The organism is Enterococcus sp. DIV1279b (assembly GCF_050531515.1).
GTDB classification, from domain to species: Bacteria; Bacillota; Bacilli; order Lactobacillales; family Enterococcaceae; genus Enterococcus_D; species Enterococcus_D casseliflavus.
This window is the reverse complement of record NZ_CP172891.1, coordinates 804,549-829,635: the sequence shown is the minus strand read 5'-3', so window position 1 is coordinate 829,635 and position 25,087 is coordinate 804,549. Positions and strand designations below refer to the sequence as shown.

Below are 25,087 nucleotides of genomic sequence, written 5' to 3'. Positions count from 1 at the left end.
CATTTCATGCTAGATGTGATATCATCAGAGAAACTTGCGAAAAAGGAGTGACCCCCGACGAAACCAGTAGCAACGATTCAAGATCATCTTCATTCAAAAGATTTCGATTTTTATTATAAAGATTCCTGTTTCGAAACCCCCATCACATTTTTACCAGAGTACCACTACCATGATTTTCATGAGATCTATTGTCTATTAGATGGGGAAGTGGATTACTACGTGGAAGATTGTGTCTATCATATGCAACCAGGAAATATCCTGTTAATTCATCATCATGATATCCATCACATGATGCTAACCTTACCTTCTGCCCGTTATGAGCGCGTTTTCTGTTATTTTGACGAATCTTATTTACACCGTTATTCTTCCGCTAAAACAGATTTGACGTTATGCTTTTCCCGTATCAATAACCGCCAAAGTCATTTTTTGCCTACAAGTTTAACCGAAGTTCGACCTTTTATTCAAGATTTACAAAAACATAGTGCCTCTGAAGAATATGGTAGTGACTTGCGCTATACCCAATGTTTTAACGAGTTTCTGCTTTTTCTCAATCAACGCTTTTTAGCTTTGCAAAAAGAAAATACTCCCTTGACGAATAGTAAAGAAAATCATGTTGTTCGCCACGCCATTCACTATATCCAAGACCATTTATCAGAGCCCGTCAAAGTCGAGACCCTAGCCAAAGCCCAGTTTATTAGCCGCGAACACCTTACTAGGGAATTTAAGCGTCATACCGGCTTTAGTCCCCATGCCTACATCCAAAAACGGAAACTGCTCTATGCCAAAGAGCGTTTATTAGAAGGGGCCACAATTACGATTGCCTGCAACGATGCTGGTTTTACTAATTATTCTCATTTTATTAAAGCCTTTAAAAAGGAATTTGAGCTGACTCCTCGTCAATTTCAACAACAAAACCTTTAACAATCTGATTTTGATTGATCCTTTGCAACCCGTGATTCAAAAAAACAGCCCGTGAGTATTTAGTCTCACAGGCTGTTTTTACGCTTTATTTTACCTTTACTTTTACTTGCACCAAAGATAACTCAGGATTGACATCCATTGCTTCCGTCATTCCCAAAATTGGCTGTCCATCTACATCAAAATGTACCCGCCGGATACCTGAAGAACGGGGAGCATCGATACCTGGACGTGCATGATAAGTGTTCCAGATATTGCCTTCTTCATCTTCTACATAAGCATTGTGTCCAGGTCCAAATTCTCCTGGAACATTCAGAGAAGTCAACAATGGGTAATTTGATTTTTCCCAGACCGCTGGATTGAGCAAGTCACTGCCAACTTTGGCTTTTAGATACCCCACACAATAGCTACTGTCGACAGCTGCGCCGGAAATGGTTAAATAGATGTCTTCTCCTCGATACAAGGCATAGGGACCTTCATCGACAAAGGTATGATTATTGTCCCATCCATAATCTGGTTTTGCTAAGACTACTGGTTCTGTCAATAATTGCCACGGTTGATCAGGATTGAGCTCCGCAAAATAAATCCACGCACCTAAATCCACTGGAAAAAACTGACGTTGCGACCAAGCGGCATAGATTCGGCCACTATCTTTAATCACCGTCATATCCAAAGTGATGCCTCCTGTAATCAAAGGCGATCCATCTGCTTTTACGACTTTTTGCGGTCGCTGCCAATCTGCTAGCACCAAGGGATTGCCGCCTTCTTTCAAAGCCATTACGTGGGATTGTTCCTCTTCAAAAGGACCTGGTGTTGCACCGTGGAAAATATACAAACGATCATTAATAATATGAAATTCTGGTGCCCACAAGAGATTGGCAATTTCAGGGTACATCTCGCTATCCAAAATCTTCATCTCTTGGGCAGTAACTAACTCAGCAATCGTCTTGGCTTTACGGATATAGAGACTACGGTTATCATCATAATCATTCGTGGCAATAAAGTAGTATTCCCCTTGCCATTTGCCGATACAAGGATCCGCGCGATAAGTCGAAATCGGGAAAGAAAAATGTTCCTGGTGCACTTGACCCTTTGCTACAAAAGCTTTTTCAGTAGCACTTGCTGGTAAATCAAACCAATCAATTCCGGCTTGGCGACTCGAGCCATCACTATAGCGCAAGGTTGCTTTCATCGTGGTAAGTTCTTCCATGTTTTCAACAACGACTTCATCCGGTAAGTCCACAGTGATATGATGGGGTGTTATCAATTTTTTTTGTAAATAGTCTCCTTGTTCCTCACTAATGGTCAAACTATTCCTCGGAATTGCCCCTTCAATATCCGTTGCTACTTCCAAAAGTGGTTGCCACTGAATGGCAACCTTTTTAGTCTCATCCACATGATCTAAGCTTGGGGTCGTCACTTGATAAGCCTGATCACAGCTATCTAACCACCGGATTTGATACCCTTCATCCGTATAAGCCAATTGAACATCCATCAGAGGCATTTCACTTAGGTGGAGCAAAGGTAGTTCTTGATACTGAATAAAGTTTTCCGTTTCAAAAACTAAAATGCTACCCACACTGGTTTCATCCAACGTTCCATCGGCATTTACCCGAATCCCGATGATGTAAAATTTCTCTTTTCCCTGACAAATCCAAGTTTTTTTAAGGGCTTTTGCTACTAAAAACCCATCTGGTAAAGAATGTGCTTTGGCAAACAAGACCCCAAAGTTTTGATTTAATGGCTGAAACACTCCTGATTCATCTGCCAATGCTAAATGCATCGCCAATCCCAGCCGAGTATCATAAAGCTCTGTTTCTTTAGCTTCTCGTTGATAATTCAATAATTGATAACTCATAGTAGCCTCCTAAATATAATAATTGCGAGTAGTTTGATTAGTGGTCCACACACCAATTTTCAAACCCATCAAATCCAAATAAACAAATTTTCTTATCTACCAGCCAAGACTCGTTGATAATCATAGCCTCGATCAGATGTTTGCTTTCTTGGCCGCGCCTCGAAATAATGAACTCCATGAGGCTGTACAGTAAATGAATAGCTGTTAGACGTGACCGTGGTAGTCACTTTTGGCTGAGCAATTTGCTGCAAAAGCGCTCGTTGTTCAGCACTCAAATTGGCTGGCTCTCCCAAATCATGCCAACTTTGCAATGGGTTGGTTGTTTGTTGATCCACCACTTCTGAAGTGATACACCATTTTTCAACCTCTTCTGGGAAATCTAGTTGGAAAGACATCGCTTCAGCTGTTAAATTCCAAAAAACGCCAGCAAAGCGCTCCTTGCCATCTGAAGTTACTATGCCGTGTTCCCCTTTATAAAGACAGTTCTTTTGTAGTTTTTTATAAAAAGCAAAGGTCCAAAAAGTTGGTTTAGGAATATTGCCATTGGCGACTAGCCCAAAACCTCCATGAAACGGTGTGAAGGGAACCCCCATTTCTTCAAAGATATCCCCAAACGTCCAATAAGAATACGAGGCACTGGTTTCTCCTAATCTTGAAAGCAACTGAGCGATATAGGCTGCGTTCAAATTCGTATCATGCAAAGGGCTATCCGGCCGATAAGACGTATTGAACTCCGTAATATGCATCGGCAAGCCACGATATTCTGGATAGTCATCGATAATACTACGGGAAATATCCAACTCAGTCAGGGATTCCTGTGCTTCTCGCAAAGTCACATAGCTATAATGTCCGGCGGTCTCTGGATCAGAAATGGTGTAAAAATGGCGGGTCACCGTATCAATCGCCAATTGTTCCTCGTGACAAAAGGCCATAAACTGTTGTAGCCAATTGATATCATCTACCCCACAAATCGCTGGTCCCCCAACTTTGAATTGGTCATCGACAGCTTTCACCGCAAAAAAAGTTTCTTTGAATAACTTAAAGTATTCGGTCATATCAGCATCTTGCCAAAAACCTGGCAAATTCGGCTCATTCCAAACTTCCACCGGCCAAGTCACTACCTCAGCCCGACCATAGCGTGTGATTAAGTGTTGTAAGGTCGCTTGGACTAATTGGCACCAACCTTCGTATGAGCGAGGCGGGGTCACGTTTCCCTGCCAATAAAAGACCGTCTGATCCCCAGAAGCTAGTTTTTGTGGCATGAAGCCCAACTCTAAATAGGGTTTTATACCCACTTCTTGATAAAAATCCATCACCATGTCCAAGTAGGTAAAATTATATTCCGCGACTTTTTGTCCCGTTTCGTCTTCGTATTCTTGGTAGATTGCCATGTCATCGCTAAATAAGCCATGACCGCGAATATACTTGAACCCAATTTTTTCTTGTACGAGACGTAATTGTTCTTGGTATTGCCGCTGTAGAGCCAAGCCCATCCGGCCAGTACCAATACAATCATCCGCAAAATTGTGAAATGAGCTAACTGTCATATTTTTTGTCAATTGAATAGTTTCCATTTTTTCTTCTCCTCGTAATAGTTAGTTAAAAAAACAACCATTTTGGCTAGTGGTTTTAACTATAATTGGCTAACATTTGTTACAAAACTTTATGAATCCCCCTTTTTTCAGTTGTAATCAGTTAATTTGCACAGTATACTAACTCTAAGACGTACTTTAAAAAGGGGATTGTCCATGATTATTAATAAACTTGACATTCGTGAGCAAAATGAAGCGACTGTACTAAAAGCGATTATTGAAAATAAAAATATTTCCCGAGCCAACATCTCCACTTTAACCAATCTAAATAAGGCCTCGGTTTCGCAAATTATCAAAAACCTAATTGAAAACGATATCGTAGAAGAAGTTGGTATCGGTAACGCTAGTTCGATGGGGGGGCGAAAACCGATTCAGCTGCACTTTAATGGACGCTGCGGATTGGCGCTTGCTTTTGATGTGGGCTATAACTATGTGGCAGGGATGTTGGCTTATCTCGATGGGGAAGTGATTCGCCTCGAAGAAAGAAAAAATACCCCAATCAATAGCGAAAATATCTTGCCCACTGTTCAAAGCATTATCACCAATTTTTTAAGTCAGGCCCCAGTGACGCCCCATGGTCTAGTGGGGATTTCATTGGCCATCCACGGGATTGTCAACGATAACCGCATCACCTTTACTCCTTACTACGATTTGTCTGGCTTGGATATCAAAGAACCCCTAGAGCAACTTTTCAGTGTGCCGGTCTTTGTAGAAAACGAAGCCAACCTTAATGCTGTCGGGGAATACTGCTTTATGACAACTGGCGACTACCAAAAAATTATCAGTCTGAGTATTCATAGCGGAATTGGCGCTGGCACAGTAGCCAATGGTTCTTTACAATCTGGCTCCCATGGCTTCTCTGGAGAATTAGGACACAGCACGCTTTTCCCTAATGGCAAATTCTGTCCTTGTGGTAATAAGGGCTGTCTCGAACAATATGCCTCCAACAGAGTGTTATTTGATACTTTTGCCAAATTAAAAGACTTGGATTTTGTTAATTCTGATATTTTTGCAGCCGCCTATAATGCCGGTGATGTGGATGCCATCCGTCTAGCCCTAGAAAATGTTGACTATTTAAGTATCGGCCTAAACAATATCATCGTGGCAGAAGATCCTGAGTTATTGATCGTCAATAGCTCTGTCTATCGTAAAATTCCCGATCTTCTTCCCCGGATACGTCGAAAAATGGTCTCTCGTTTTACGCAAAGTATCACCATTCAGACGAGCCTGTTAGGGGATCATGCCCCGCTATACGGTGGCATTGCCCAGGCTACTTCCCACTTTTTAAAAATCCAAAACTTAAGACTAGGAATGCTTAAAAAGTAGGCTTCTTCCAATTGCTCATGGCGAAACCCATGAGCAATTTTTACGATGTTAAGTGGCTATAAGTCTTTTTGTCCCAAGCTTACTAGCTACCATTCATCATGAAACTTCCGCTATCCAGGGCAAACGAATACGGTTCCATCGTTTTTTTAAAGAAAGCCATCGAGTAATCAGCCGACTTGCTGATTATCCGATGTCTTATTTACCTTTCAAGGCAATGAGGCATTTTTTTACTCTTCTGTCAGTAAACGATGACAGATTGGTGCAGTTTGGGGATAAACATCTTGATAAATCTCATAAATTTTCGCATATTTCGCTACTTGTTGTGGATCAGGCATGATGTGTTTGTCATAGTGCACAAAAACCTCGGCACAACTTTCAGCATCTGGGAATAATCCCGCTCCGATAGCTGCTAACATGGCAGCTCCCATGCCTGGACCTTGTTCGGTAGTCAACGTTAAGATTTCAGCATCGAAAATATCTGCTTGCATTTGCAGCCAATCAGGGTTTTTCGCCCCACCACCAACGGAGACAATCTGTTTAAAATGGCGCCCCGTCGTATCTGCCATGATTTGTTGAGAATCCTTTAAAGAAAAAGTGATGCCCTCCAAAACTGCACGGCCAAAATGGCGCAATCGATGATGAGTGTCAATGCCAATAAAACTGCCACGAATCTTGGCATCACTATAAGGTGTCCGTTCCCCTACGATATAAGGAGTGAACAACAGCCCATCTGAGCCAGCTGCCACAGTCCCCACATCCGCTAATAAGGTCGCAAAATCTTCTTCTGGCGCAAAGGTATCCCGAAACCAGCTCAATGAATTTCCGGCGGCCAAAGTCACGCCCATCCCATACAATTTGTCTTTGACGCTATGATTAAAGAGATGGAGTTTTCCTTGATAATCCACTGTTTCATCTGCTTCATAAGACAAGAAGACGCCGCTTGTTCCGATAGAGGCCATCGCTAAGCCTTCTTTAATAATCCCAGCTCCCAATGCAGCACAGGCATTATCTGCCCCACCAGCAAAAATCGCTACTTCTTGGGTAAAACCAAATTTCAATTGCAATTCTGGTACTATCTTGCCGACTAATCCAGCTGATTCATGTAGTGTTGGTAAGACCGCTTCATCGATATCAAACTGTTTCAAAATAGCCGCTGACCAAACTTTTTCTTCTACATCCAATAACAATGTACCGGCTGCATCAGAGTAGTCCATCGAATATCGGCCTGTCAGCCAAAACGCCAAATAATCCTTTGGCAACATCACATGAGCCACTTTTTCCCAGTTGGCTGGTTCATTTTTTTGAACCCAACGAATTTTAGGCAAGGTAAATCCTTCGAGAGCCACGTTTTTCGTAATGGCTAACAATTGGTCCCCAAAAGTTGCCATGATTTCTTGACATTCTTTGGTTGTTCGTACGTCATTCCACAAAATTGCTGGACGAATAACTTGGTTGGCATCGTCTAATAACACCAAACTATGCATTTGACCGGAAAAACTAATCCCCACCAACGCATCCTTCATATCTGGACGCAAATCCAACAGTTTTGTCATCACAATTTCCGCTGCTTTTTGCCAATGATTCGGATTTTGTTCACTGTAACCAGCTTGTGGTGTATCTAAAGGATAAGCACTATCTGCTGATGCTAGCAGGTTCCCGCCCTCATCAAAAAGGAGTCCTTTTAACGCGCTCGTTCCGAGATCTAAGCCTAAAATTTGTTTCATAGCGATTATTCCCTTCTCTTAATTGACCTGGTGTTCAATTTGATAAGCATCCACATATCCTGTAGCCTGTGGTGCTGTTCTGGTAGCATATAGACCCATTGTACAGCCTACAAAACCACCAGCAATTTCTGTACTTAAATAATGAATAGCCACCGCTTCTGCGACAAGATGTTCTTCTTCAGCTACAATTACCTTGGCTGTCAATTGTTGCAACGCACCGGTAAATTGCAATACGAAACGATCACCGGTAAAGGTCGTCCTCCCTAGTGTTTCTTCTACGCCAGCTAGAGTACGGATGAGCTGGGCTAGATAGCCATTTTCTGTTTCGGTAATTTCCAAACGTACATGGTAGTCATTGCTTTGAATCAACGCCAAGCCACATGCTTCCCCTTTAGCCAAGGATGGTTGGATATCGACACGAAAATGGTAATTCATCGCTTTTTGTCGTAACCCAATATAAGTGGGTGAAGCCACATCTGATAAAGTCGCTTCCCCGGGTGTCAATCGCAACCAGCCTGGACGAACAGTCCGATTGTAATCAGCAGGATGCGGATTACGCAAATAGACAAAGGCAACGTTTTCTTCAGCCAATGAAAACTGGCTTGTTTCTGGGACTGGAATGAGGGGCAGTGCATGTTCTTGGACGTCTAAAAGCTGCCCATGACCTGGATTGACTACCGGCCAGCCGTCTTCCCAGACAACTTCAGCGAGAAACGTTTCACGTCCAAGATTGCTGTAACCTTCATAGTTTCGACTAGCCAAACAAGTCATATACCACTTGCCTGTTGTCGTTTCTACTAAATCCCCATGCCCGACATTGCAAACAGGAAAATCTTTACCCAAATGTCGATGAGTCAAAATAGGGTTATTGGGATTTCCCAAATAAGGCCCTGCCACTTGTTGACTTCGAGCAATCGTCACACAATGGTTAAAGCCAGTTCCCCCTTCCGCAATCATCAGATAATAATAGCCGTCTTTTTTATAAAGATGTGGTCCCTCAGGCCAAACTACATCTCGCATAGCACCTTTCCACAAAGAAGTACTCACACCAATCAGACGCATGGTATTTAGATCAAGTTCTTGCAACCATACTTCCCAATCACCATTGTAAGTGACACCTTTTGGATTCGGGCGCGTGCCTACATAATAACAACGTCCATCTTCATCAAAGAATAGACTGGGATCAATACCTGGAGCATCTTCTAAATAATAGGGATCAGACCACGGCCCCTTGGGATCGGTTGCTGTCACCACAAAGTTGCCACCATGGGTAACATTGGTGGTAATCATATAGAAAGTTCCTTCATGGTAACGAAGACAAGGTGCAAATATCCCTTGGGAATGCCCCGCCTGGTCTAAAGGCAACTGGCTATCCCGCTCTAAGACATTGCCAATTTGTGTCCAATTTACCAAATCTTTGCTGTGATAAATGGGAACACCTGGAAAATAAGCAAACGTCGAGGTCACTAAATAGAAATCTTCTCCTACCCCGCAAACGCTTGGATCTGGAGAAAAGCCCTTCAAAACTGGATTAGTAAAAGTATTCATGGTTAGCCTCGTTTCTCATTTTTAATTGCTAAGGAAGAGGGACACCAGCTAGCATCCCTGAAATAAGGCGCTATTAAAATGAGTCAGCTAGTTCAGTTTGTATGCTTTACTAACTTTCTAAATGATAAAACACCTCTTGACACAAGTCAACCGCTTACAGAACAATTTTTTTGTTTTTTTTGCTACACCACTATCCGTCTATTAACCACTAATGAACAACTATGCACGAACCCTTTACTCCTTAAAAAAAGTCGGTCTCGCCCCCCAACAACTTCATCAGGTTATAGCGAAACCGACAGACAAAAAATTCGTTTTTCTTTTGACAGGGCTAGTTTAGCTACCGTCATACTATTTTCTAAAGACTAAAGTTCTTTTTTACCTCAAAACCTTCGTATATCCCGCGTCAGATGGCCTCGTATTTATTTTTCAAGGCTTGAAAGCGTAGAACCCTTTATAAGCGTAACTTTATGGATATACTTTACGCCCTGCTTGATCGGCAATACCCGATTTTCGCCAGAAATAAGTATTGATTTGATCTCGCCACTCCACTGCCAGTTCTCGTTGCCATTGCAGCAACTCTTTGACATTTTGATAAGAATTCTGGTCAACATGAGGACCGATTTCTTCCCAAACAGCTTGATAGTCCTCAACTCGTTTAACACCTTCAAAATGCGTATCATAGATGTCTTGAATCAGGGTTTTGCTATTGTGTAGTCGATGCGTGTAAGGTACATGGTGAAACCATAACAACAACTCATCGGGACAAGTTGTTAAGTCATTAAAGTAATCTCGGATAGCTGGCGCATATTGTGACACGTAATCCGTTCCTGAAGTTGTTCGATCATTGCCAATACCCAGATGGTCAGCAAAATGATACGTTCCCCACCGATCATATTCATAACCATCGATATTGGGCCCATCGTGGGTTCTTGGCGTCACCATAAAACCGACACCTCGAGGGGCTGTATACATGCCATAGGTTTCCCGAGAAGTCACCAAAAGATCTGCCAACTTTTTCGTTTGATCCTCAGCTAAATCGAAAGTTAAGCCAATCCAACGTTGGGCACAGTCTTGGGTGGTCAGCTGATTGTTCCAACACAGTTTGCCATAACCATAGAGATTGATTTGCATCAGCTTATGGCCAGTCCAGTTTTCTGACATGCCCACCACTCCTACGGCACAAATACCACTGTAAGCTGGTTGTGGTGAAGTGTTTTTCAATAATTCCTTCACTTGGCCTGGTACGTCTTCATTGCGACAATCAAAATCCAATGCTTCTTTCCACACGGGCAATTGATAATAAACGGCTTTTTGATGCCCCGTATATTCCTGAGTCAATTGAAACTCAATGATATGATTGGTCTTTCGCAACCCACTCAACAAAGGAGAAGTGGGCTCTCGCACTTGGAAATCCAATGGGCCAAGCTTAATTTGTAGGCTAACATTTTCAACAAATTTCCCATCCAAAGGCATAAAATGATCATACGCTGCTTTGGCACGGTCAATGCTACGGTCCCGCCAGTTTTGCTGATGATTATAAACAAAACAACGCCATACCAAATGTCCACCATGAGGTTGCAATAGCCTGCCAAACATATTGGCCCCATCATCATGCCCACGACCATAAGCAAAAGGCCCTGGTTCCCCTTCCGAATCCGCTTTCACTACAAAGCCCCCAAAATCAGGAATATAACGATATAAAGCATCAATTTTTTCTTGCCAGAAAGCGATGACTTCTTTAGCAAGAGGATCCGCTGTTTCCAAACCACCAATCGCTTTAGGGGCGGCAAAGTTCACACTAAGGTATAGCTTAATTCCGTAAGAGCCCAAAATTTCATCAATAAGTCGCAATTCGCCAAAATGCTCCTCGCAAATGAGGGCTTTGGCTGCACCACGAACATTCACGTTATTAATTGAGATAGCATTAATTCCCACAGATGCTAAAAGACGAGCGTAGGACTCAATCAGTTGGTAATCCTTACGAAATTCATTGTCTTTAAAGAAAATGGAATCTCCGGCATAGCCTCGTTCAATTGTTCCATCCATATTATCCCAGTGATTAATCATCCGTAGCGCTTGGTCTGGCACACTTGTAAAAGAAGTGAAAGCTTCTCCCAATATCAATTTTTCATACAAGGCAAATAAGCCATAGAGTAAGCCTTTTGTCGTATTACTCTGAATAGCAACATGATTTTGCTCCCCTTTTACTCGATAGCCTTCCCTTCCCAAACACTCTTCTGTTACAAGTGAAAAGGCCAAGTCCCCTTCACTTGCTACTTCTTTTGTCAAATTCAGTAATGTGCCTACTTCTCGGCGAATACTTCTTGCCACTAAATCATCCGCAGGCAATGAGAAATGTTGAAAATAATGACTGGCTACTTTTCGTAACCAACATAAATCGCGAGTCATCAGTCCACCTAACCTTCATTAATTTTTTGTACAAGAAAAGGGGCCTAAGAAGACCCCTCATCATTTAAACGGCTTATAAATAATCGTTCAAGATATTTTTCACATATTCGATATGGCTAGATTTCAGGACTGGATCTTCATGGCTAACAGCATAATCGTATAAGCTTTCCAAGTCTTCTTCATCCTTCATGATTTTTTCGCCGAGGCCTTCGTTAAAGGAAGCATAGCGTTCTTCTTTCAAATCATCGAAGAAACGATCTTCTTTTAATTTCGCTGCATTTTTCAAACCGCGAGCGAAAGTATCCATCCCAGCAATATGAGCCAAGAACAAGTCTTCTGCTTCGAAAGCGGAACGACGTACTTTGGAGTCAAAGTTGATCCCACCAGGAGCGATACCGCCATTTTCCAAGACTTCGTACATCGCCAAAGTCACGTCCATGACATTGGTAGGGAATTCATCCGTATCCCAACCTAACAAAACATCCCCTTGGTTGGCATCCAATGAACCCAATGAATCGTAGCAACGTGCCACTGCAATTTCGTGTTCAAATGTATGACCAGCTAAAGTAGCATGGTTCGCTTCCAAGTTCAACTTGAAGTCGCCTTCTAAACCGTAATGTTGGATAAAGGCCATCGTAGTCGCTGCATCAAAGTCATATTGATGTTTTGAAGGTTCTTTTGGTTTTGGTTCCAACAAGAACTGTGGTTTGTGACCAATTTTTTCACCATAAGCAATCGCCATTTTGAAAAGACGAGCTATATTGTCTTGTTCAAGTTTCATGTTGGTATTCAGTAAAGTTTCGTATCCTTCACGGCCACCCCAGAAGACATAGTTTTCACCGCCAAGTTTTTTGGAGATGTCTAAGCCTTTTTTCACTTGTGCTGCAGCAATCGCATAAACTTCAGCGTTATTTGTTGAAGCCGCGCCGTTAACAAAACGTGGATTAGAAAACATGTTGGCAGTGTTCCAAAGCAATTTAATCCCTGTTTGATCCATTTTTTCTTTGATCAAGTCAGTAATTTCATCAACATTTGCAAAGAATTCTTCTAAGCTATCGCCTTCTGGTGCGATATCTACATCATGGAAACAGAAGTATTCTGCGCCTAATTTTTCGCAAATTTCAAAGAAGGCTTCTACCCGATTTTTGGCAGTTTCCATTGGCGTTTCACCAAACCAAGGGCGTTGGTTGACTGGATTACCAAATGGATCCGAACCATCTTGAGTCATTGTATGCCAATAAGCAATGGCAAAACGAAGATGATCCTTCATTTTTTTGCCCATCACTACTTCATCTGGATTGTAGTGGCGGAATGCAAACATATTTTTTGTGTCTGTGCCTTCATATTGAATCTTGTCGATACTTGGAAAATAACTCATTGAAAATCCCTCCATCAAATAGGTTGTTTAGCTTAACTAACTAACTCTATTAAAGAATAGCGCAACCTTTTTTAAATGTCAACCGCTTTCACGTATCTTTTTTTCAGTTTTTTTAAAGAAATGCGCTACTCCCAAAGCTACCTTCATCCCCTCCTATCAATTAGAAAACAAGATTGCCTTGCTACCGGAGAATCAGCCGGATTGTAGACTTGGTATTATGGAGTTTTCACTTGTGAAAACTTTATAATACCAAGTCTAAAAAAAGGCAAGCCCTCTTTCAAGGTTGCTTGCCTTTACGCTTTTGTATTTAAGCTTGCTAGAAAAGTTGATTACTCCACCTTAGCCGGCTTTTCCTGATGCATCCAAGCTGGCAAATGAAATTCTTGTACGATACCGATGAGTTGTCCTGAAAGTATGACTGTCAGCAATGAAAAACCAATGCGATTCAAGGGAATATAGCTCAAAGACAATACCAAGACGACCAAATCACTAGCAAGGTAGGCCCACTGAATTTTCATTTTAAAAACTTTGGCAATACTCATGGCCATAGCATCATCTCCACCCGGGGCACCACCTGCTCGAACACAAAGCCCACAGCCACCCCCGACAAAGATAGCTCCTACTACTGCTGCCAAAAGGGGCGTATCACCGATATGGGGCCAAAAAGGTCCGATTGCTTCAAAAAGACTATAGCTAGCAGAAAAACCCACAGAAGCGACAATGGAATAAAATATGAACTCTCGCCCTAATATTTTCCAGCCAGCCGCATAACATAACATATTGAAGATGAACCCAGTGATTGCTGGTGACAAATGAAACCAATGATCTAGTAACAGGGTCAGCCCCAGACCACCACCTTCAGTCACACCACTGAAGGAATGGATATTAAATAAGCCAAAAGATAAGATTGTACTCCCCAAAAACACCATCGTTAGTGCGCGGGGTTTAATTGTTTTTAACACAGTATTTTCCTCCAAAACAGATAAGTTATTTTTGTTGATGAATGTAACCAGCCTTATTTCACCAATTTGTACTCTTCACAAAACTGAATCAATCGCCGAACGTTTAGAAGGTATCGAGCAAGATATAACGTGACAGTAGATCAAAGAAAAAACAAAGAAAAGAGGGATAGTTAATGAGTACGGTTATTTTAGCTGAAAAACCAAGCCAGGCATTAGCCTACGCAAGTGCTTTAAAACAAAGCACCAAAAAAGACGGTTATTTTGAGATCAAAGACCCACTATTTACAGATGAAACGTTTATCACCTTTGGTTTTGGGCAGAATAAAAATGTAGGTTTTCGGCAATAGGAATTGTCGGCAATCGCCAGTTTAGATTTTATTTCTCATACGATAAGACTTGCCGGTAATCTTGAACACTTTGACATGATGAACCAGTCGGTCAAGGATCGCTGCCGCGATTTCTGGGCTTTGAAACAATTCACCCCATCGAGATAAGACGATATTTGTCGTAATAATCGTAGAGCGGTGTTCATAACGCATGGCCAGAAGCTGGAAGAACAAATCGGCTTCTTGTTTTTGTATCGGTAGATAGCCAATCTCATCAATAATCGACACATCATATCGTGCATATCGGTTTAGTACTCGCTCAAGCGTGCCTTTCTCATAGGCAGCTCGTAAGCGTAAAAGAAGCTCATGACAAGGGATGAATAAAGTCCGGTACCCTTGATGGCAGGCTTCAATTCCTAAGGCAATCGTTAGATGCGTTTTCCCAACTCCTGGGCTCCCAATAAAGACCAGGTTCTCATGCTTTTCTACGAAACCCATGTGCTTTAAATCCAGCAGTTCACGTTTATTAATACTTGGCTGGAAGGTAAAATCAAATTCCTCTAGACTGGTCCGTTTAGGAAAGCGCGCTCGCTCTATCACGCGATTCATTTTCTGGTTATGTTGATGATTGACTTCCTTTCGCGTTAATTCCAGAAGAGCTTCCGTCAAGGAAAGCTCCTCTCGATTGGCAACCTCGATATAATTGGGAACATACTCCCGCATGTGATTCAAACCGAGCGTTTCTAGGTTGGTCATCAGTTCTTGATAATGGCTATTCTTCATCAGCAATCTCCACCAAATCATATTGTTTTAGACTTTCGCGAGTATAAGCTCTGATGTCATCGTCCTCTTTATGGCTCATGACATCTGACTTTAGGATTTGGAAATAGTCCTCCTCATGATAGTTCAATTGTTTTTTCGTTAAGGGATGCGACCGGATCAGTTCTCCGTTATAATGAATTTGTACTTGGTCTTCCTTGTCGGAGAGCTCGATTTCAACCTCTTTACCGATATAGCGAGGATCTACAGAGTACCTGCATTTACGGAAAACGACCATGGCTTCCTTCGTGACTTTACGGCTAATAAAGTCCTCAAAATAAGGATTCAAAAGGTTTTTCGGTAATTCATGTAGGTGCTCTTTTTCGTTTGTCCACCAACGCTCATCTGGCGTCTGGTCCGTTGCCTGGGAGACTTCACTATTTAACTCAGAACATAGGTCATTCACTAGATGACATAGCTCTACGGTATCATAAAATTCATGGTTATAGACCTTCAGTCGATCAACAGTTCTGGCTAACGCTTCTACACATCCTTTTGTTTGTGGTCGAAAGGGACGACAGGCAATTGGCGTGAAGCTGGCGTCTTTACTGAAGGCATAAAAGCGTTCGTTGAAATACGCTTTTGAAAACTGACTGCGAGAATGATCAACCACCGTCTTCATATTGTCGAACCAGATTTCTTTTGGCACACCACCGGTGTGATAGAAGGCATCATCCAGACATTCAAACAGGGTATCTTGCTTACGGTCAAAGGTTAAAGTAATGAATTTTTTCTTCGAGTAAGGAAGGACGTATAAGAAGATATTAAATTCAAAAACTTCTCCTTGATTACTGATTAAGCGCATATCTTCCTTCCAATCAACCTGGGTGGAAAGTCCCGGGTTATGCTCGACACGAATGGTGGCCTTTTGCACTTTTTCTTGTTTGAACTCGCGACAGTAAGCTTTTACTAGGCTGTAGCTCCCGTCAAATCCTTTGCGTTCGATAAATTTGAAGATACTGTAGGCACTACAATGCCCCTTGACTTTGTCTTGGATAATTTCTTTATATGGATCCAACTTGCTTGGACGTTTCTTGCGCGGGGTAGGTGTGGACGTTTCACCCTTAGCTTCTTCGTATGCATTTTTGACTGTTCGATAATCACAGTCATATTGTTTGGCTAATGCGGCATAGTTCGGTTTGATTTCGTTGATCACGTAGATCATCACTCCTTCGCGTATATCTTTTCTCATCCCTGAACCTCCGTTTCATTTGGGATAAGAAGAGCATACAAAAATGTAGGAAAACCAACAATTTTAAATTGCCATTTTCCTACATTTTATCGTTGCCGTTAACATAAAAAGCACTAAAAGTAATAGTATAACAAGAAAAATAGAAACTAATACCCAGTATTTATTTTGGCTAGGAATAGTTATATCTTGTCGGTTAAATGTCTTAGATATATGATCATCTACCTCAAATGATCTCGTCCACTCCCATTTCAATTCTCCAGAATTTGCTTGTAGATGAAGAACATAATTACGTGGGACAAATGACTCACCATTCAAAGGAATTGGAAAGGCAAAATTGGAGTGAGGCACCATTTGCATTCCTGATGCCTCTGTGGAATAGAGGCTTTCTGTTTGATCTTCATTATAAATTGATGCAATAACCTCTAACTGATTAACAAACGTCCCCGATTGATTTTGGATCCGAGCACTGAACACATTTCTAAAGTTTAATTGGTCCGCATAGACATCTAAGAAATCTAGCTCGGGAGAAAGTTGCTCTCGCTTATTCGATACAACAAGACCCATAACATGAGACAGTGTGTTCTCAATAGCCATTGATTCTAAAGATAAAATTTTTTCATTATAATTTATTCTTCAATATTTTAATATAGTAAAAGGATAAAAAACCATTAAGTTTCTGACCCTATCTAAGATTTGTACTAATACTCATAAATCCAAACTTTAATTGAACAATGATTTAGTTACGAGTTTATGAACACAAAAATTGAGCACTCCATATCAATTATGGTATCTAAAGAGAGTGTTCAGAAAATCGTCATTTCTGAACACTCTTTTTAACAATTTCATTATACACATTCTATTTTTTTGAAATCTAATTTGCTCAACATATCTGACCGTCAAAAAACGTTTATATATTTCAATCGGAAAATAGACCAACAAGGTATACTCTGCTGACCGCTATATGAAATACTTTCTGACCTAATTAATTGAGCTGCTTAAAGAGCTATTAAATGAGAAATTAAAAAGGATCAAAAACTTTTTAAGTTTATGACCCTGTATATCTAGTACTAAATTCATAATTTGATATTTTTGTGAAACATTCATTTATTACCTAGTTAATAGTCATTTAAGAATAATTTATCTCCACTTCCAAACAATTTTGTATAACTTTACTCATTAGAAAGTAAGTACATTATTTCTCATTGATTAAGTTACCCATTATCAATAATACTGGACAGCTTAATCAGCGATGGATTCTTAATAAGTAACTGCAGTACAAAATTTGTAGAACATTCATGTTGACTAATATCTAGTTTTTTAATAAGAGCTAGCATTTTTACATCAGATCAATCTACATTATTTTCATAATATTCGCGCAACATTTTTAATTCATTTTCAGAAGGATATAGTGATATAACGATTATATCTTTTTTTGGAATATTTAAATCACAAATATTAGTGACAACTAATTGCGTATCAATAATATTCTTTAATTCCTCCAATCTCGTAAAGTGTGAAACGATTTTTATTGTAAACCTCCTAGGAAATAGTATCTCGATTAGATTTCCAATCATTTCCATATGTTCAATATCACTATCAAATACTAAAGAAATACGGATTTGACTAATCATTTTATTAAGTGATATCAGCAGTTGTGGCCAATGCGTTATAATCATATACAGGTAAGTATCAATCACATAAGCTGGTTCATTGGGGAATTGAGACATAAAAACCTTTTTTATTTCGATAAAAAAAGTTTTATTATACTTCATCACCTCTTCAGAAAACCTCTTGAATTTATCGTATAAAATAAATGGGGGACCAAAATGAATGTTCGCAGCATTACATAAATCTACCAGAAGTTTCTCCCGATTATCTGTTATCACTATATTAAAATATTCCTCAATATAATGAATAATCCTATCAAATCGCTCTTTTTTTTCTTTCAATAATGGATCATATTTTATCTTTTTTTCGAGTTCCTCATATTCAAAGATCATTTGCTCAGAAAAAAGAAAATCTAGTGCATTGATATACGGACTAACTTGTGGTTTCGATTGCTCAAGGTGCTTACTGTTTGCCGTCCTATTTATCCAATGGGCGGTTTCATGTATTGATTCTTGGTCTTTAACAGCTGTCATAGTCATTTTGTCTTCAGCGGCTTGCTTTTTGATTCGTTTATTAATCGAAGAATGCAACAAGAAAAGAAATTGCCAATCACTATTTTGCTTCTAGCATGACTGTCCTTCGTGTCCTGCACAGGAATAAGACTAACTGTATTGAAAAAGAGTAAAAAACGTTTTGATGCTACTTCATTTATTCTTTTGCTCAATCACTACTTCATCTTCATTTATCGGTTCTTCGAATCCTGAAAAAAAACGTTGAAGGATTTCTTCTGTAATAGGAAAAGCGGAATTTGCAGTCTGGACTTTATTTCTGATCGCTAATCGTTTTCGTAAAGTATCATAATCAGCTTTTAGATAGATTACTTTAATCGTCACATCATATGCTGCCAGTAGTTCTCTATAAGCGTCTCGGTGACTTTTAGCCCAAAAACTAGAATCGACAACTACGTTTTTTCCTTCTTGAACAGCCTTCACTGTAAGCTCTTTCAATTTAACTGAAGATAATGAAGAAACTTTTGCATATTTCTCCGAAGGGTAATCAACACCATAAACGCCATAATCTTCCCAAATCAATTCATCTATTGCTAGTCTTACATAGCCTTCTTGCTCTTTTTGTTTTGAGTAAGTGGTTTTGCCTGCACCACTAACGCCACACATCAAAAGTACCTCAACCATTATTCTCCTCCTACCTTTTTCGAACAATAAACAAAGAGAACGAAAAAACCTTATTTGTAATCAACGCTCGTGTTTTAGACCACTGTTCGCCACCCACATCTGATGATACAATGATAACATTGTTTTTATGAACAACAAGCAGATTGGGAAACAATCGCAAGAAAAATAGTAAGTAAAATCATATATTAGAGAATAGAAGCGTTAGCCACTTAAGCTAACGGATAAATCAAATTTTTGTCCATTTCCACTCTACTATAAAAAAATTATTTTCTACAAAAAATAGGAACGAAAGCCAAAATACGAAAGAAACATCATGGCTAAAACTTATGTATGTAATGGTATCTTTATTTCTATTATTCCAATTTTAAAATAAAATAAGCCACCACTCCAAACTCTGATAGAAAAACAAGAATAGACTCTTGAGTAGAACTTGAGTGCAAAACTGCCTCCAAAATCAACGCAAGAGTCTATCTGTATAGATAAAGATCTTTATGGGCAAGTTCTTTTGTACCAGTAAAGATCCTTAGAATCAAACAAATCAGAATGCTTTCAAATCAAATGTGATAGTGTCATTGTTTTTTAAAAACAACTCTTGTGCCCCTTTATCGGTCATTTGGTCATTGACGGTATAGACCCAAAATAGATTGGCTTTTTGATCTTGGCTGATGCCGTCAATCGAAGTGATAAAGCCATCTTTTTCTTTGATCGCAAAGTTTTCTTTCATTACTTCCAGCAGCGACTCATTTTCTCGGAACGTTACTTCTTTTGAGGTCACAGCTTCTTGATTTTGGATGACGATCGTAGCTGTTCCTTGTTCTTGCTTCAAGGAACTTTGCTGCGTGCTTTCTGACGTTACACTTACCTGTTGGCATCCTGTAGCGACGAGTAGTGTGTTCACTAGCATGAATACGACAAATACTTTTTTCATCTATTTCTTCCTCTCCAATAGTCAAAATACTAATCGTTTTTCTATCCAATATGCGGATAAGAGTTATTTTATCAATCCCGTTTTTCTTAGAGCCCGCATTTTAATTGGATTTTACAGTTTGTGCAGGTACTGCAGCCGCCGATTTCCTCAATGGTTCCTTCATGGCAGATGGGACAGATTTTACCAGAGGCGACGGGTTCATCTACTTGAACGACAGGCAGCGGTTCAACTTGTGCGGTCAGCTCATTTTCAACCGCTTCTAAGGTAAGTACTTGTGAATCTCGGCTGCCGTCTACATAGACGGTCCCTCCTTTGGCTCCTCCTTCATAAAGATCTCGATAAACCTTGGCTACTTGGCTTACTGTATATCCTTTTGGTGCATTGACCGTTTTTGAAATGGAGCTATCCACCCAGCGTTGAATGGTGCATTGCACACCGACATGCTCTTCGGGTGTCAACTCCATAGCGGAAATGAACCATGCCGGCAACTCCGCTTTGGTTCGTTCAGGATGATCCATCAGGTATTCGTCAACGATTTCCGCATTGATTTCAATAAACTTACCTAGTCGACCGCTTCTAAAATAAGAAAAGGAGTAGTAAGGTTCTAAACCAGTTGAAACTCCCGTCATCGTGCCTGTCGATCCTGTTGGCGCAACAGTCAAAAGATGAGAGTTGCGAATACCGATTCGCAGCACGCCTTCGCGGATGTGCGCTGGCATTTTTTTCATGTATCCTGTATCGATAAATTTCTTCCGCAACGCTTGCGTCTCTTGGTCATTTTTTCCAATCAGGAAGGGAAAGCTGCCTTTTTCTTTCGCCAATTCAATGGATGCCTCATAGGCAGTGACTGCCATTGCCTCGAAAATTTGATCAACGAATTGATTCCCTTCTGCCGATCCGTATTTTTTCCCACAGTAGATCAATAAATCTGCCAAGCCCATGATCCCTAATCCAACACGTCTTTCCCCTTTCGCCTGCTGCTCATTTTTGTCAAAAAAGTAAGGCGTTGCGTCAATAACATTGTCTTGGAAACGAACTGCTGTTTTCACGGTTTCTTTTAGTTTGGCAAAATCAACGGTGCCTTTCTGGCGATCCGCCATGTTTGCGAGATTGATGGCTGCCAAGTTACAGACGGCATAAGGGGTTAGGGGCTGTTCACCGCACGGATTGGTTGCCACGACTTTTTGTCCGTATGCTGTAGCATTCGTCATCTTGTTGGCATTATCGATAAAGAAAATACCAGGCTCAGCAGAATACGTTGCACAAAAAGTAATCAACTCCCATAACTCACGAGCTTTGATTCTTTGATAGGTTTTGACTTTATGACCAGCAGCTGCCCATTCTCGCACATCCCCGACTTCCGCCCATTTTGCATCATATTGCGCCATCTCTGCTTCTGAATAATTGTCAATATCTGGAAAGCGCAGCTCATACCACCCATCTGTCTTCACTGCTTCCATGAATTCTCCTGTCAAGCAGACTGAAATATTCGCACCAGTTAAGAAATCACTTTCTTTTACCGTATAGCTGCCACCTATGCGCAATTTTTCTTTTGCCTTTTGGATCATGTCATTATGTTCCTTATCTGACGATTCAGGCAGTTGCGCTAGATAAGTGAACATTCTTTCTTCCATTTTTGTCAAAGGATCAAATTGCAGTTTTTCATTGATCAGTTGTTTGATTGCTGCATTCGTGACTGTTTTTTTCAGGTGAAGCAATACAGCAGGATTTTGAACTTTAGAAAGAATAAACGTAAAAATATCTGGATGCCAATCTGCCATCATAATCATCTGCGCTCCACGGCGGCTACCTCCTTGTTCGACAAGGTTCGTCAAGTTTGCCAAATCATTCAACCAAGAAACTGCCCCAGAAGACCGACCACTGACACCGTGGACCACACTTGATTTTGGTCGCAAAGTCGACCCATTGGTTCCAACCCCGCCACCTCGACTCATGATTTCCATAACTTCTTGTCGATGAACAGCAATCCCTTTTCGGGAATCATGGATGAAAGGCATCACAAAGCAATTGAAGTAGGTAACTTGAGAATTTGTTCCTGCTCCATAAAGTACTCTGCCTGCGGGAATTAGGTTTTGCGCCACGATTTGTTGGTAAAACGCCTCAAAGAAGTGCTCCTGGTCATGGGACTCGTTGGCAGAAATCCCTTTGGCTACACGATGCGCCACTTGCTCAAAAAAGAGTTCTAACGGTTTTTCAATGTCACTTTTTCTTCTTTTAACAAGTCCATTGGCTTGTTCATCAATATCTTCTAACGCTGAGCGATAGGCCTCTTCCACTTCGATAGAGACTAGTTCCCCATCGATTGCTTTCACAACACCGATTCCTCGCGCAGGATATTTAGGATCAGCTTTCGTTGTCAAAATCACCAAATCATCCTTACGCAATGTTTGATGGGTTTGATCCTTGTATGAATAACGATCCAGCATAATCAAACGAGCGATTCCCTCAAATGTTTGGGTCATTTCTGGTGTGATCGCCGAAACTTCTTGGAACAACTTGATATCCTCGTTCAATTTCTCAATCGTTTGTTTTTTGTATTCCATTTCTTTCCCTCGCCTTCTAAAACACAACATATTGTTCTCGTTTTTTATTATCGTACTATATAATGTGCATTTCAATCTTGAATTTTATTATTTTCCATGTATAATGAGAATGATTATCAATTAGAAAGACGGCGATTCTCATGCTTCCTCCCCAAACCAAGATATTTTCTATCCAAAGAATTTCTCATTTAGCACTGATCACTGCGGCTTGTATCGTTGGACGGTTAGTTTTTGTCTTTATCCCTAACATTCAGCCTATGAGTGCCCTTTTATTTTTAGTGGCTTTTTCTTACCGTTTATCCGATGCGTTGGTGATTGCCTTATTAAGTTTGCTCGGAACAAATATCTATCTAGGCATGGGTCTCTGGACGATCAGTCAATTGGCTGCACTTACTGTCACCATCGTTCTTTTTCATCAGATTGGAAAAATACCGATCATCAAGAAAAACCGCTTCTTGCAAGCTTTCTTTGCCTTTCTTTGCGGACTTCTTTATGGCTTGATCGTTTCGTTGATGGAAGTTTGGCTTTATCAGTTTCCTTCGTTTCTTGCCTATTACCTTCAAGGACTACTGTTCGATTTCTTCCATGCCAGCGGAAACTTCGTCTTTTATCTGATTTTATGGCCAGTATTTGAGCGAATAACACCCACCTCCTATAAGTTGGCGAAAAAAAACGAGTGATTTCGATGGAACGAAGCATTCGGCTAACTTTGTTTTAGTGTTTCTTTGAAAGAATGTTCGCGTAAAATTTTTCTTAGAAAACCAAAAAAACTACGACTACTCTCCTACTTTCTTTGCTTAAATATCAATCCAAAAAGTACCAGCGAAAAGCCTTACGAAAGGGTTTCTTCCATCTTTGTACGTCCATTCATTTAAATGAAACACTCCCTCTTTCATCCATGCCCTTGACCAAATGTAGTTGGATTCCTTTCAAATTATTAATGAATGATGATGTTTGCTTTTTCAATCATCAGAAATTTATTATTTTTTTTAAATAACAATTTAATTTTTCTTGACCAAAAGAATTCAGAGGTTTATCCTAACTATGGAAAATCAACGACTGGATAAAAAGAAGCAAATGAAAATTTTTTTTCAATTTGATCTTTGACATTTGTGAAAAAATGCATAAGAAACTTGATAGTGATCAAGCGCTTATGGAAAGAAATTTTTTTCTCACTAAATTTCAAAAAACGCTCTATTTTAACCAGTCAGAAAAATCATTTTAAGAAGGAGAAAGCGATGAATGAGAAACAATTACGCTGGTATAATATTGCGCTGATGGCGTTCGTCTCTGTTTGGGGACTGGGAAATGTTGTAAACAACTACGCTCAACAAGGATTGACTGTTGTTGTTTCGTGGCTATTAATTATGGCTCTTTATTTTGTACCCTATGCATTAAGTGTTGGTCAGTTAGGATCGACCTTCAAAGAGTCAAGTGGTGGGGTTTCCTCATGGATCAAAGAAACCTCAACAAAGCGGTTGGCTTTTTTTGCTGCTTGGACTTATTGGGTCGTTCACGTGCCTTATTTGGCACAAAAACCCCAAGGAATCTTAGTGTCATTGAGTTGGTTATTTAAAGGAAATGGTACATTTGTATCAACGATGGGCTCCATGGAAGTCTCGTTGATTTGTTTAGCTATTTTTCTATTCTTTTTATGGATTGCCTCTAAAGGATTGACGACCTTAAAAATGATTGGGAACATCGCCGGAACAGCCATGTTCGTGATGTCGATTCTTTTTATTCTTTTAGCAGTGACTGCTCCAGCAATGACTGGTGCTGAGATTGCTACACCAAATATGTCATCTGTTTCAACCTATATCCCTAAATTTGACTTTACCTATTTAACCACGATCTCGATGCTGGTATTTGCGGTAGGTGGCTGTGAAAAAATCTCGCCTTACGTAAATAACACAAAAAATCCTGCCAAAGAATTTCCAAAAGGCATGATCTTTTTAGCCGGTATGGTGGCGTTATGTGCCTTGCTAGGCTCGATTGCTATGGGGATGCTTTTTGATGCCAACCATATTCCAGAAGATTTGATGGTCAACGGCGCTTATGAAGCCTTTCAACGACTAGGAAACTTCTACGGAATCGGCAATTTCTTTGTCATTCTTTATTCCATCGCCAATGCGTTGGCGCAAATTTCTGCTTTGGCTTTTTCAATTGATGCCCCATTGAAAATATTATTGTCTGATGCTGATTCAGAATTTGTACCAAATGGCTTAGCAAAACTAAACAAAAAAGGAACACCAGTAAATGGGTATATTATGACTGGTATCCTAGTCAGCATTTTGATCATTATTCCAGCACTAGGAATCGGCAATATGACCGAACTGTATCGTTGGTTGTTGAACTTGAATTCAGTTGTCATGCCATTGCGTTACTTATGGGTCTTCTTAGCCTTTATGTTAGTCAACAAACACGCCAATCGCTTTACTTCCGATTATAAATTCGTGAAAAACACCAAGGTTGGCTTTGGGATCGGCTTATGGTGCTTCTTGTTCACGGCCTTTGCCTGCATTTTAGGGATGGTTCCTAAGCTTGATTATGCGGCAGATCCGCAAGCTTGGTTCTTCCAATTGGCCTTAAATATCATTACGCCAATCGCCTTTCTTTTGATTGGCTTGATCTTGCCGATCATTGCGAAACGTGTAAATAAAAAATAATCATTCCCTCAAAAAAGAGGTGTCCGACAACTATTTCGGTTGTCGGGCACCTCTTTCCTTATATATGAACTTTTCC

Annotated in this window: 19 protein-coding genes and 1 pseudogene; 6 read left to right on the top strand and 14 right to left on the bottom strand. The window is 40.4% G+C overall.

The window, feature by feature from the left end; all coding sequences use genetic code 11:
• Positions 1 to 75: 75 nt before the first annotated feature.
• Complete coding sequence (locus IGI71_RS03940) at positions 76 to 921, top strand: helix-turn-helix domain-containing protein (protein WP_306453150.1); 846 nt, start codon at positions 76 to 78, stop codon at positions 919 to 921.
• A gap of 85 nt (positions 922 to 1,006) precedes the next feature.
• On the opposite strand, the gene IGI71_RS03935 is transcribed toward IGI71_RS03940, so the two are convergent.
• Together IGI71_RS03935 and IGI71_RS03930 are read right to left on the bottom strand one after the other, a co-directional pair.
• On the bottom strand, positions 1,007 to 2,776 hold the full coding sequence (locus IGI71_RS03935) for a family 43 glycosylhydrolase (protein ID WP_010747582.1): 1,770 nt from the start codon (positions 2,774 to 2,776) through the stop codon (positions 1,007 to 1,009).
• A gap of 92 nt (positions 2,777 to 2,868) precedes the next feature.
• A complete protein-coding gene (locus IGI71_RS03930) occupies positions 2,869 to 4,350 on the bottom strand; it encodes a GH39 family glycosyl hydrolase (RefSeq protein WP_010747581.1) in 1,482 nt (493 codons plus the stop codon).
• Between the two features lie 174 nt (positions 4,351 to 4,524).
• On the opposite strand from IGI71_RS03930, the gene IGI71_RS03925 reads away from it, so the two are divergent.
• The gene (locus IGI71_RS03925; protein WP_010747580.1) at positions 4,525 to 5,694 is read left to right on the top strand and encodes an ROK family protein; all 1,170 of its coding nucleotides are present in this window, start codon (positions 4,525 to 4,527) and stop codon (positions 5,692 to 5,694) included.
• 227 nt (positions 5,695 to 5,921) lie between these two features.
• On the opposite strand, the gene xylB is transcribed toward IGI71_RS03925, so the two are convergent.
• The 5 genes from xylB to IGI71_RS03900 all read right to left on the bottom strand — a co-directional run bounded on the left by xylB (position 5,922) and on the right by IGI71_RS03900 (position 13,715).
• Positions 5,922 to 7,418, bottom strand: a complete 1,497-nt coding sequence (xylB, locus tag IGI71_RS03920) for a xylulokinase (RefSeq protein ID WP_010747579.1) — start codon at positions 7,416 to 7,418, stop codon at positions 5,922 to 5,924.
• Positions 7,419 to 7,436: 18 nt separating this feature from the next.
• Positions 7,437 to 8,966 carry a glycoside hydrolase family 43 protein gene (locus IGI71_RS03915; protein ID WP_010747578.1) on the bottom strand — a complete coding sequence of 510 codons (1,530 nt, stop codon included), beginning with the start codon at positions 8,964 to 8,966 and terminating at the stop codon, positions 7,437 to 7,439.
• A gap of 465 nt (positions 8,967 to 9,431) precedes the next feature.
• Positions 9,432 to 11,375, bottom strand: coding sequence for a hypothetical protein (locus IGI71_RS03910; RefSeq protein ID WP_010747577.1), 1,944 nt, complete (start codon positions 11,373 to 11,375; stop codon positions 9,432 to 9,434).
• 73 nt (positions 11,376 to 11,448) lie between these two features.
• Positions 11,449 to 12,753: a xylose isomerase gene (gene xylA, locus IGI71_RS03905; protein WP_010747576.1), complete on the bottom strand. Its 1,305-nt coding sequence runs from the start codon at positions 12,751 to 12,753 to the stop codon at positions 11,449 to 11,451.
• A 329-nt stretch (positions 12,754 to 13,082) separates the two neighbouring features.
• Positions 13,083 to 13,715: a YitT family protein gene (locus IGI71_RS03900; protein ID WP_010747575.1), complete on the bottom strand. Its 633-nt coding sequence runs from the start codon at positions 13,713 to 13,715 to the stop codon at positions 13,083 to 13,085.
• An 87-nt stretch (positions 13,716 to 13,802) separates the two neighbouring features.
• On the opposite strand from IGI71_RS03900, the pseudogene IGI71_RS03895 reads away from it, so the two are divergent.
• A pseudogene (locus IGI71_RS03895) lies at positions 13,803 to 13,889 on the top strand (resolvase); the annotation flags it as partial.
• The gene (locus tag IGI71_RS03890; protein WP_010747574.1) at positions 13,889 to 14,062 is read left to right on the top strand and encodes a hypothetical protein; all 174 of its coding nucleotides are present in this window, start codon (positions 13,889 to 13,891) and stop codon (positions 14,060 to 14,062) included. The pseudogene IGI71_RS03895 and the gene IGI71_RS03890, both read left to right, overlap by 1 nt.
• Before the next feature lie 21 nt (positions 14,063 to 14,083).
• On the opposite strand, the gene istB is transcribed toward IGI71_RS03890, so the two are convergent.
• From istB to IGI71_RS03855, 7 genes are all read right to left on the bottom strand, one after another.
• Positions 14,084 to 14,824, bottom strand: coding sequence for an IS21-like element helper ATPase IstB (istB, locus tag IGI71_RS03885; RefSeq protein WP_010747573.1), 741 nt, complete (start codon positions 14,822 to 14,824; stop codon positions 14,084 to 14,086).
• The gene (gene istA / locus IGI71_RS03880; protein ID WP_010747572.1) at positions 14,814 to 16,052 is read right to left on the bottom strand and encodes an IS21 family transposase; all 1,239 of its coding nucleotides are present in this window, start codon (positions 16,050 to 16,052) and stop codon (positions 14,814 to 14,816) included. The genes istB and istA overlap by 11 nt, the downstream gene beginning before the upstream one ends.
• Positions 16,053 to 16,115: 63 nt before the next feature.
• Positions 16,116 to 16,646 carry a DUF3324 domain-containing protein gene (locus tag IGI71_RS03875; protein WP_010747571.1) on the bottom strand — a complete coding sequence of 177 codons (531 nt, stop codon included), beginning with the start codon at positions 16,644 to 16,646 and terminating at the stop codon, positions 16,116 to 16,118.
• Between the two features lie 752 nt (positions 16,647 to 17,398).
• Positions 17,399 to 18,193: a hypothetical protein gene (locus IGI71_RS03870; RefSeq protein WP_232624640.1), complete on the bottom strand. Its 795-nt coding sequence runs from the start codon at positions 18,191 to 18,193 to the stop codon at positions 17,399 to 17,401.
• A 171-nt stretch (positions 18,194 to 18,364) separates the two neighbouring features.
• Complete coding sequence (locus tag IGI71_RS03865; protein WP_010747569.1) at positions 18,365 to 18,853, bottom strand: AAA family ATPase; 489 nt, start codon at positions 18,851 to 18,853, stop codon at positions 18,365 to 18,367.
• A 538-nt stretch (positions 18,854 to 19,391) separates the two neighbouring features.
• On the bottom strand, positions 19,392 to 19,781 hold the full coding sequence (locus tag IGI71_RS03860; RefSeq protein ID WP_010747568.1) for a DUF4430 domain-containing protein: 390 nt from the start codon (positions 19,779 to 19,781) through the stop codon (positions 19,392 to 19,394).
• An 86-nt stretch (positions 19,782 to 19,867) separates the two neighbouring features.
• The gene (locus tag IGI71_RS03855; protein ID WP_010747567.1) at positions 19,868 to 22,345 is read right to left on the bottom strand and encodes a vitamin B12-dependent ribonucleotide reductase; all 2,478 of its coding nucleotides are present in this window, start codon (positions 22,343 to 22,345) and stop codon (positions 19,868 to 19,870) included.
• Positions 22,346 to 22,485: 140 nt separating this feature from the next.
• Here IGI71_RS03855 and IGI71_RS03850 point away from each other — a divergent pair, with 140 nt between their 5' ends.
• Positions 22,486 to 23,025 carry a hypothetical protein gene (locus IGI71_RS03850; RefSeq protein ID WP_010747566.1) on the top strand — a complete coding sequence of 180 codons (540 nt, stop codon included), beginning with the start codon at positions 22,486 to 22,488 and terminating at the stop codon, positions 23,023 to 23,025.
• Between the two features lie 558 nt (positions 23,026 to 23,583).
• Positions 23,584 to 25,011, top strand: coding sequence for an APC family permease (locus IGI71_RS03845; protein WP_005225272.1), 1,428 nt, complete (start codon positions 23,584 to 23,586; stop codon positions 25,009 to 25,011).
• Positions 25,012 to 25,087 lie beyond the last annotated feature (76 nt).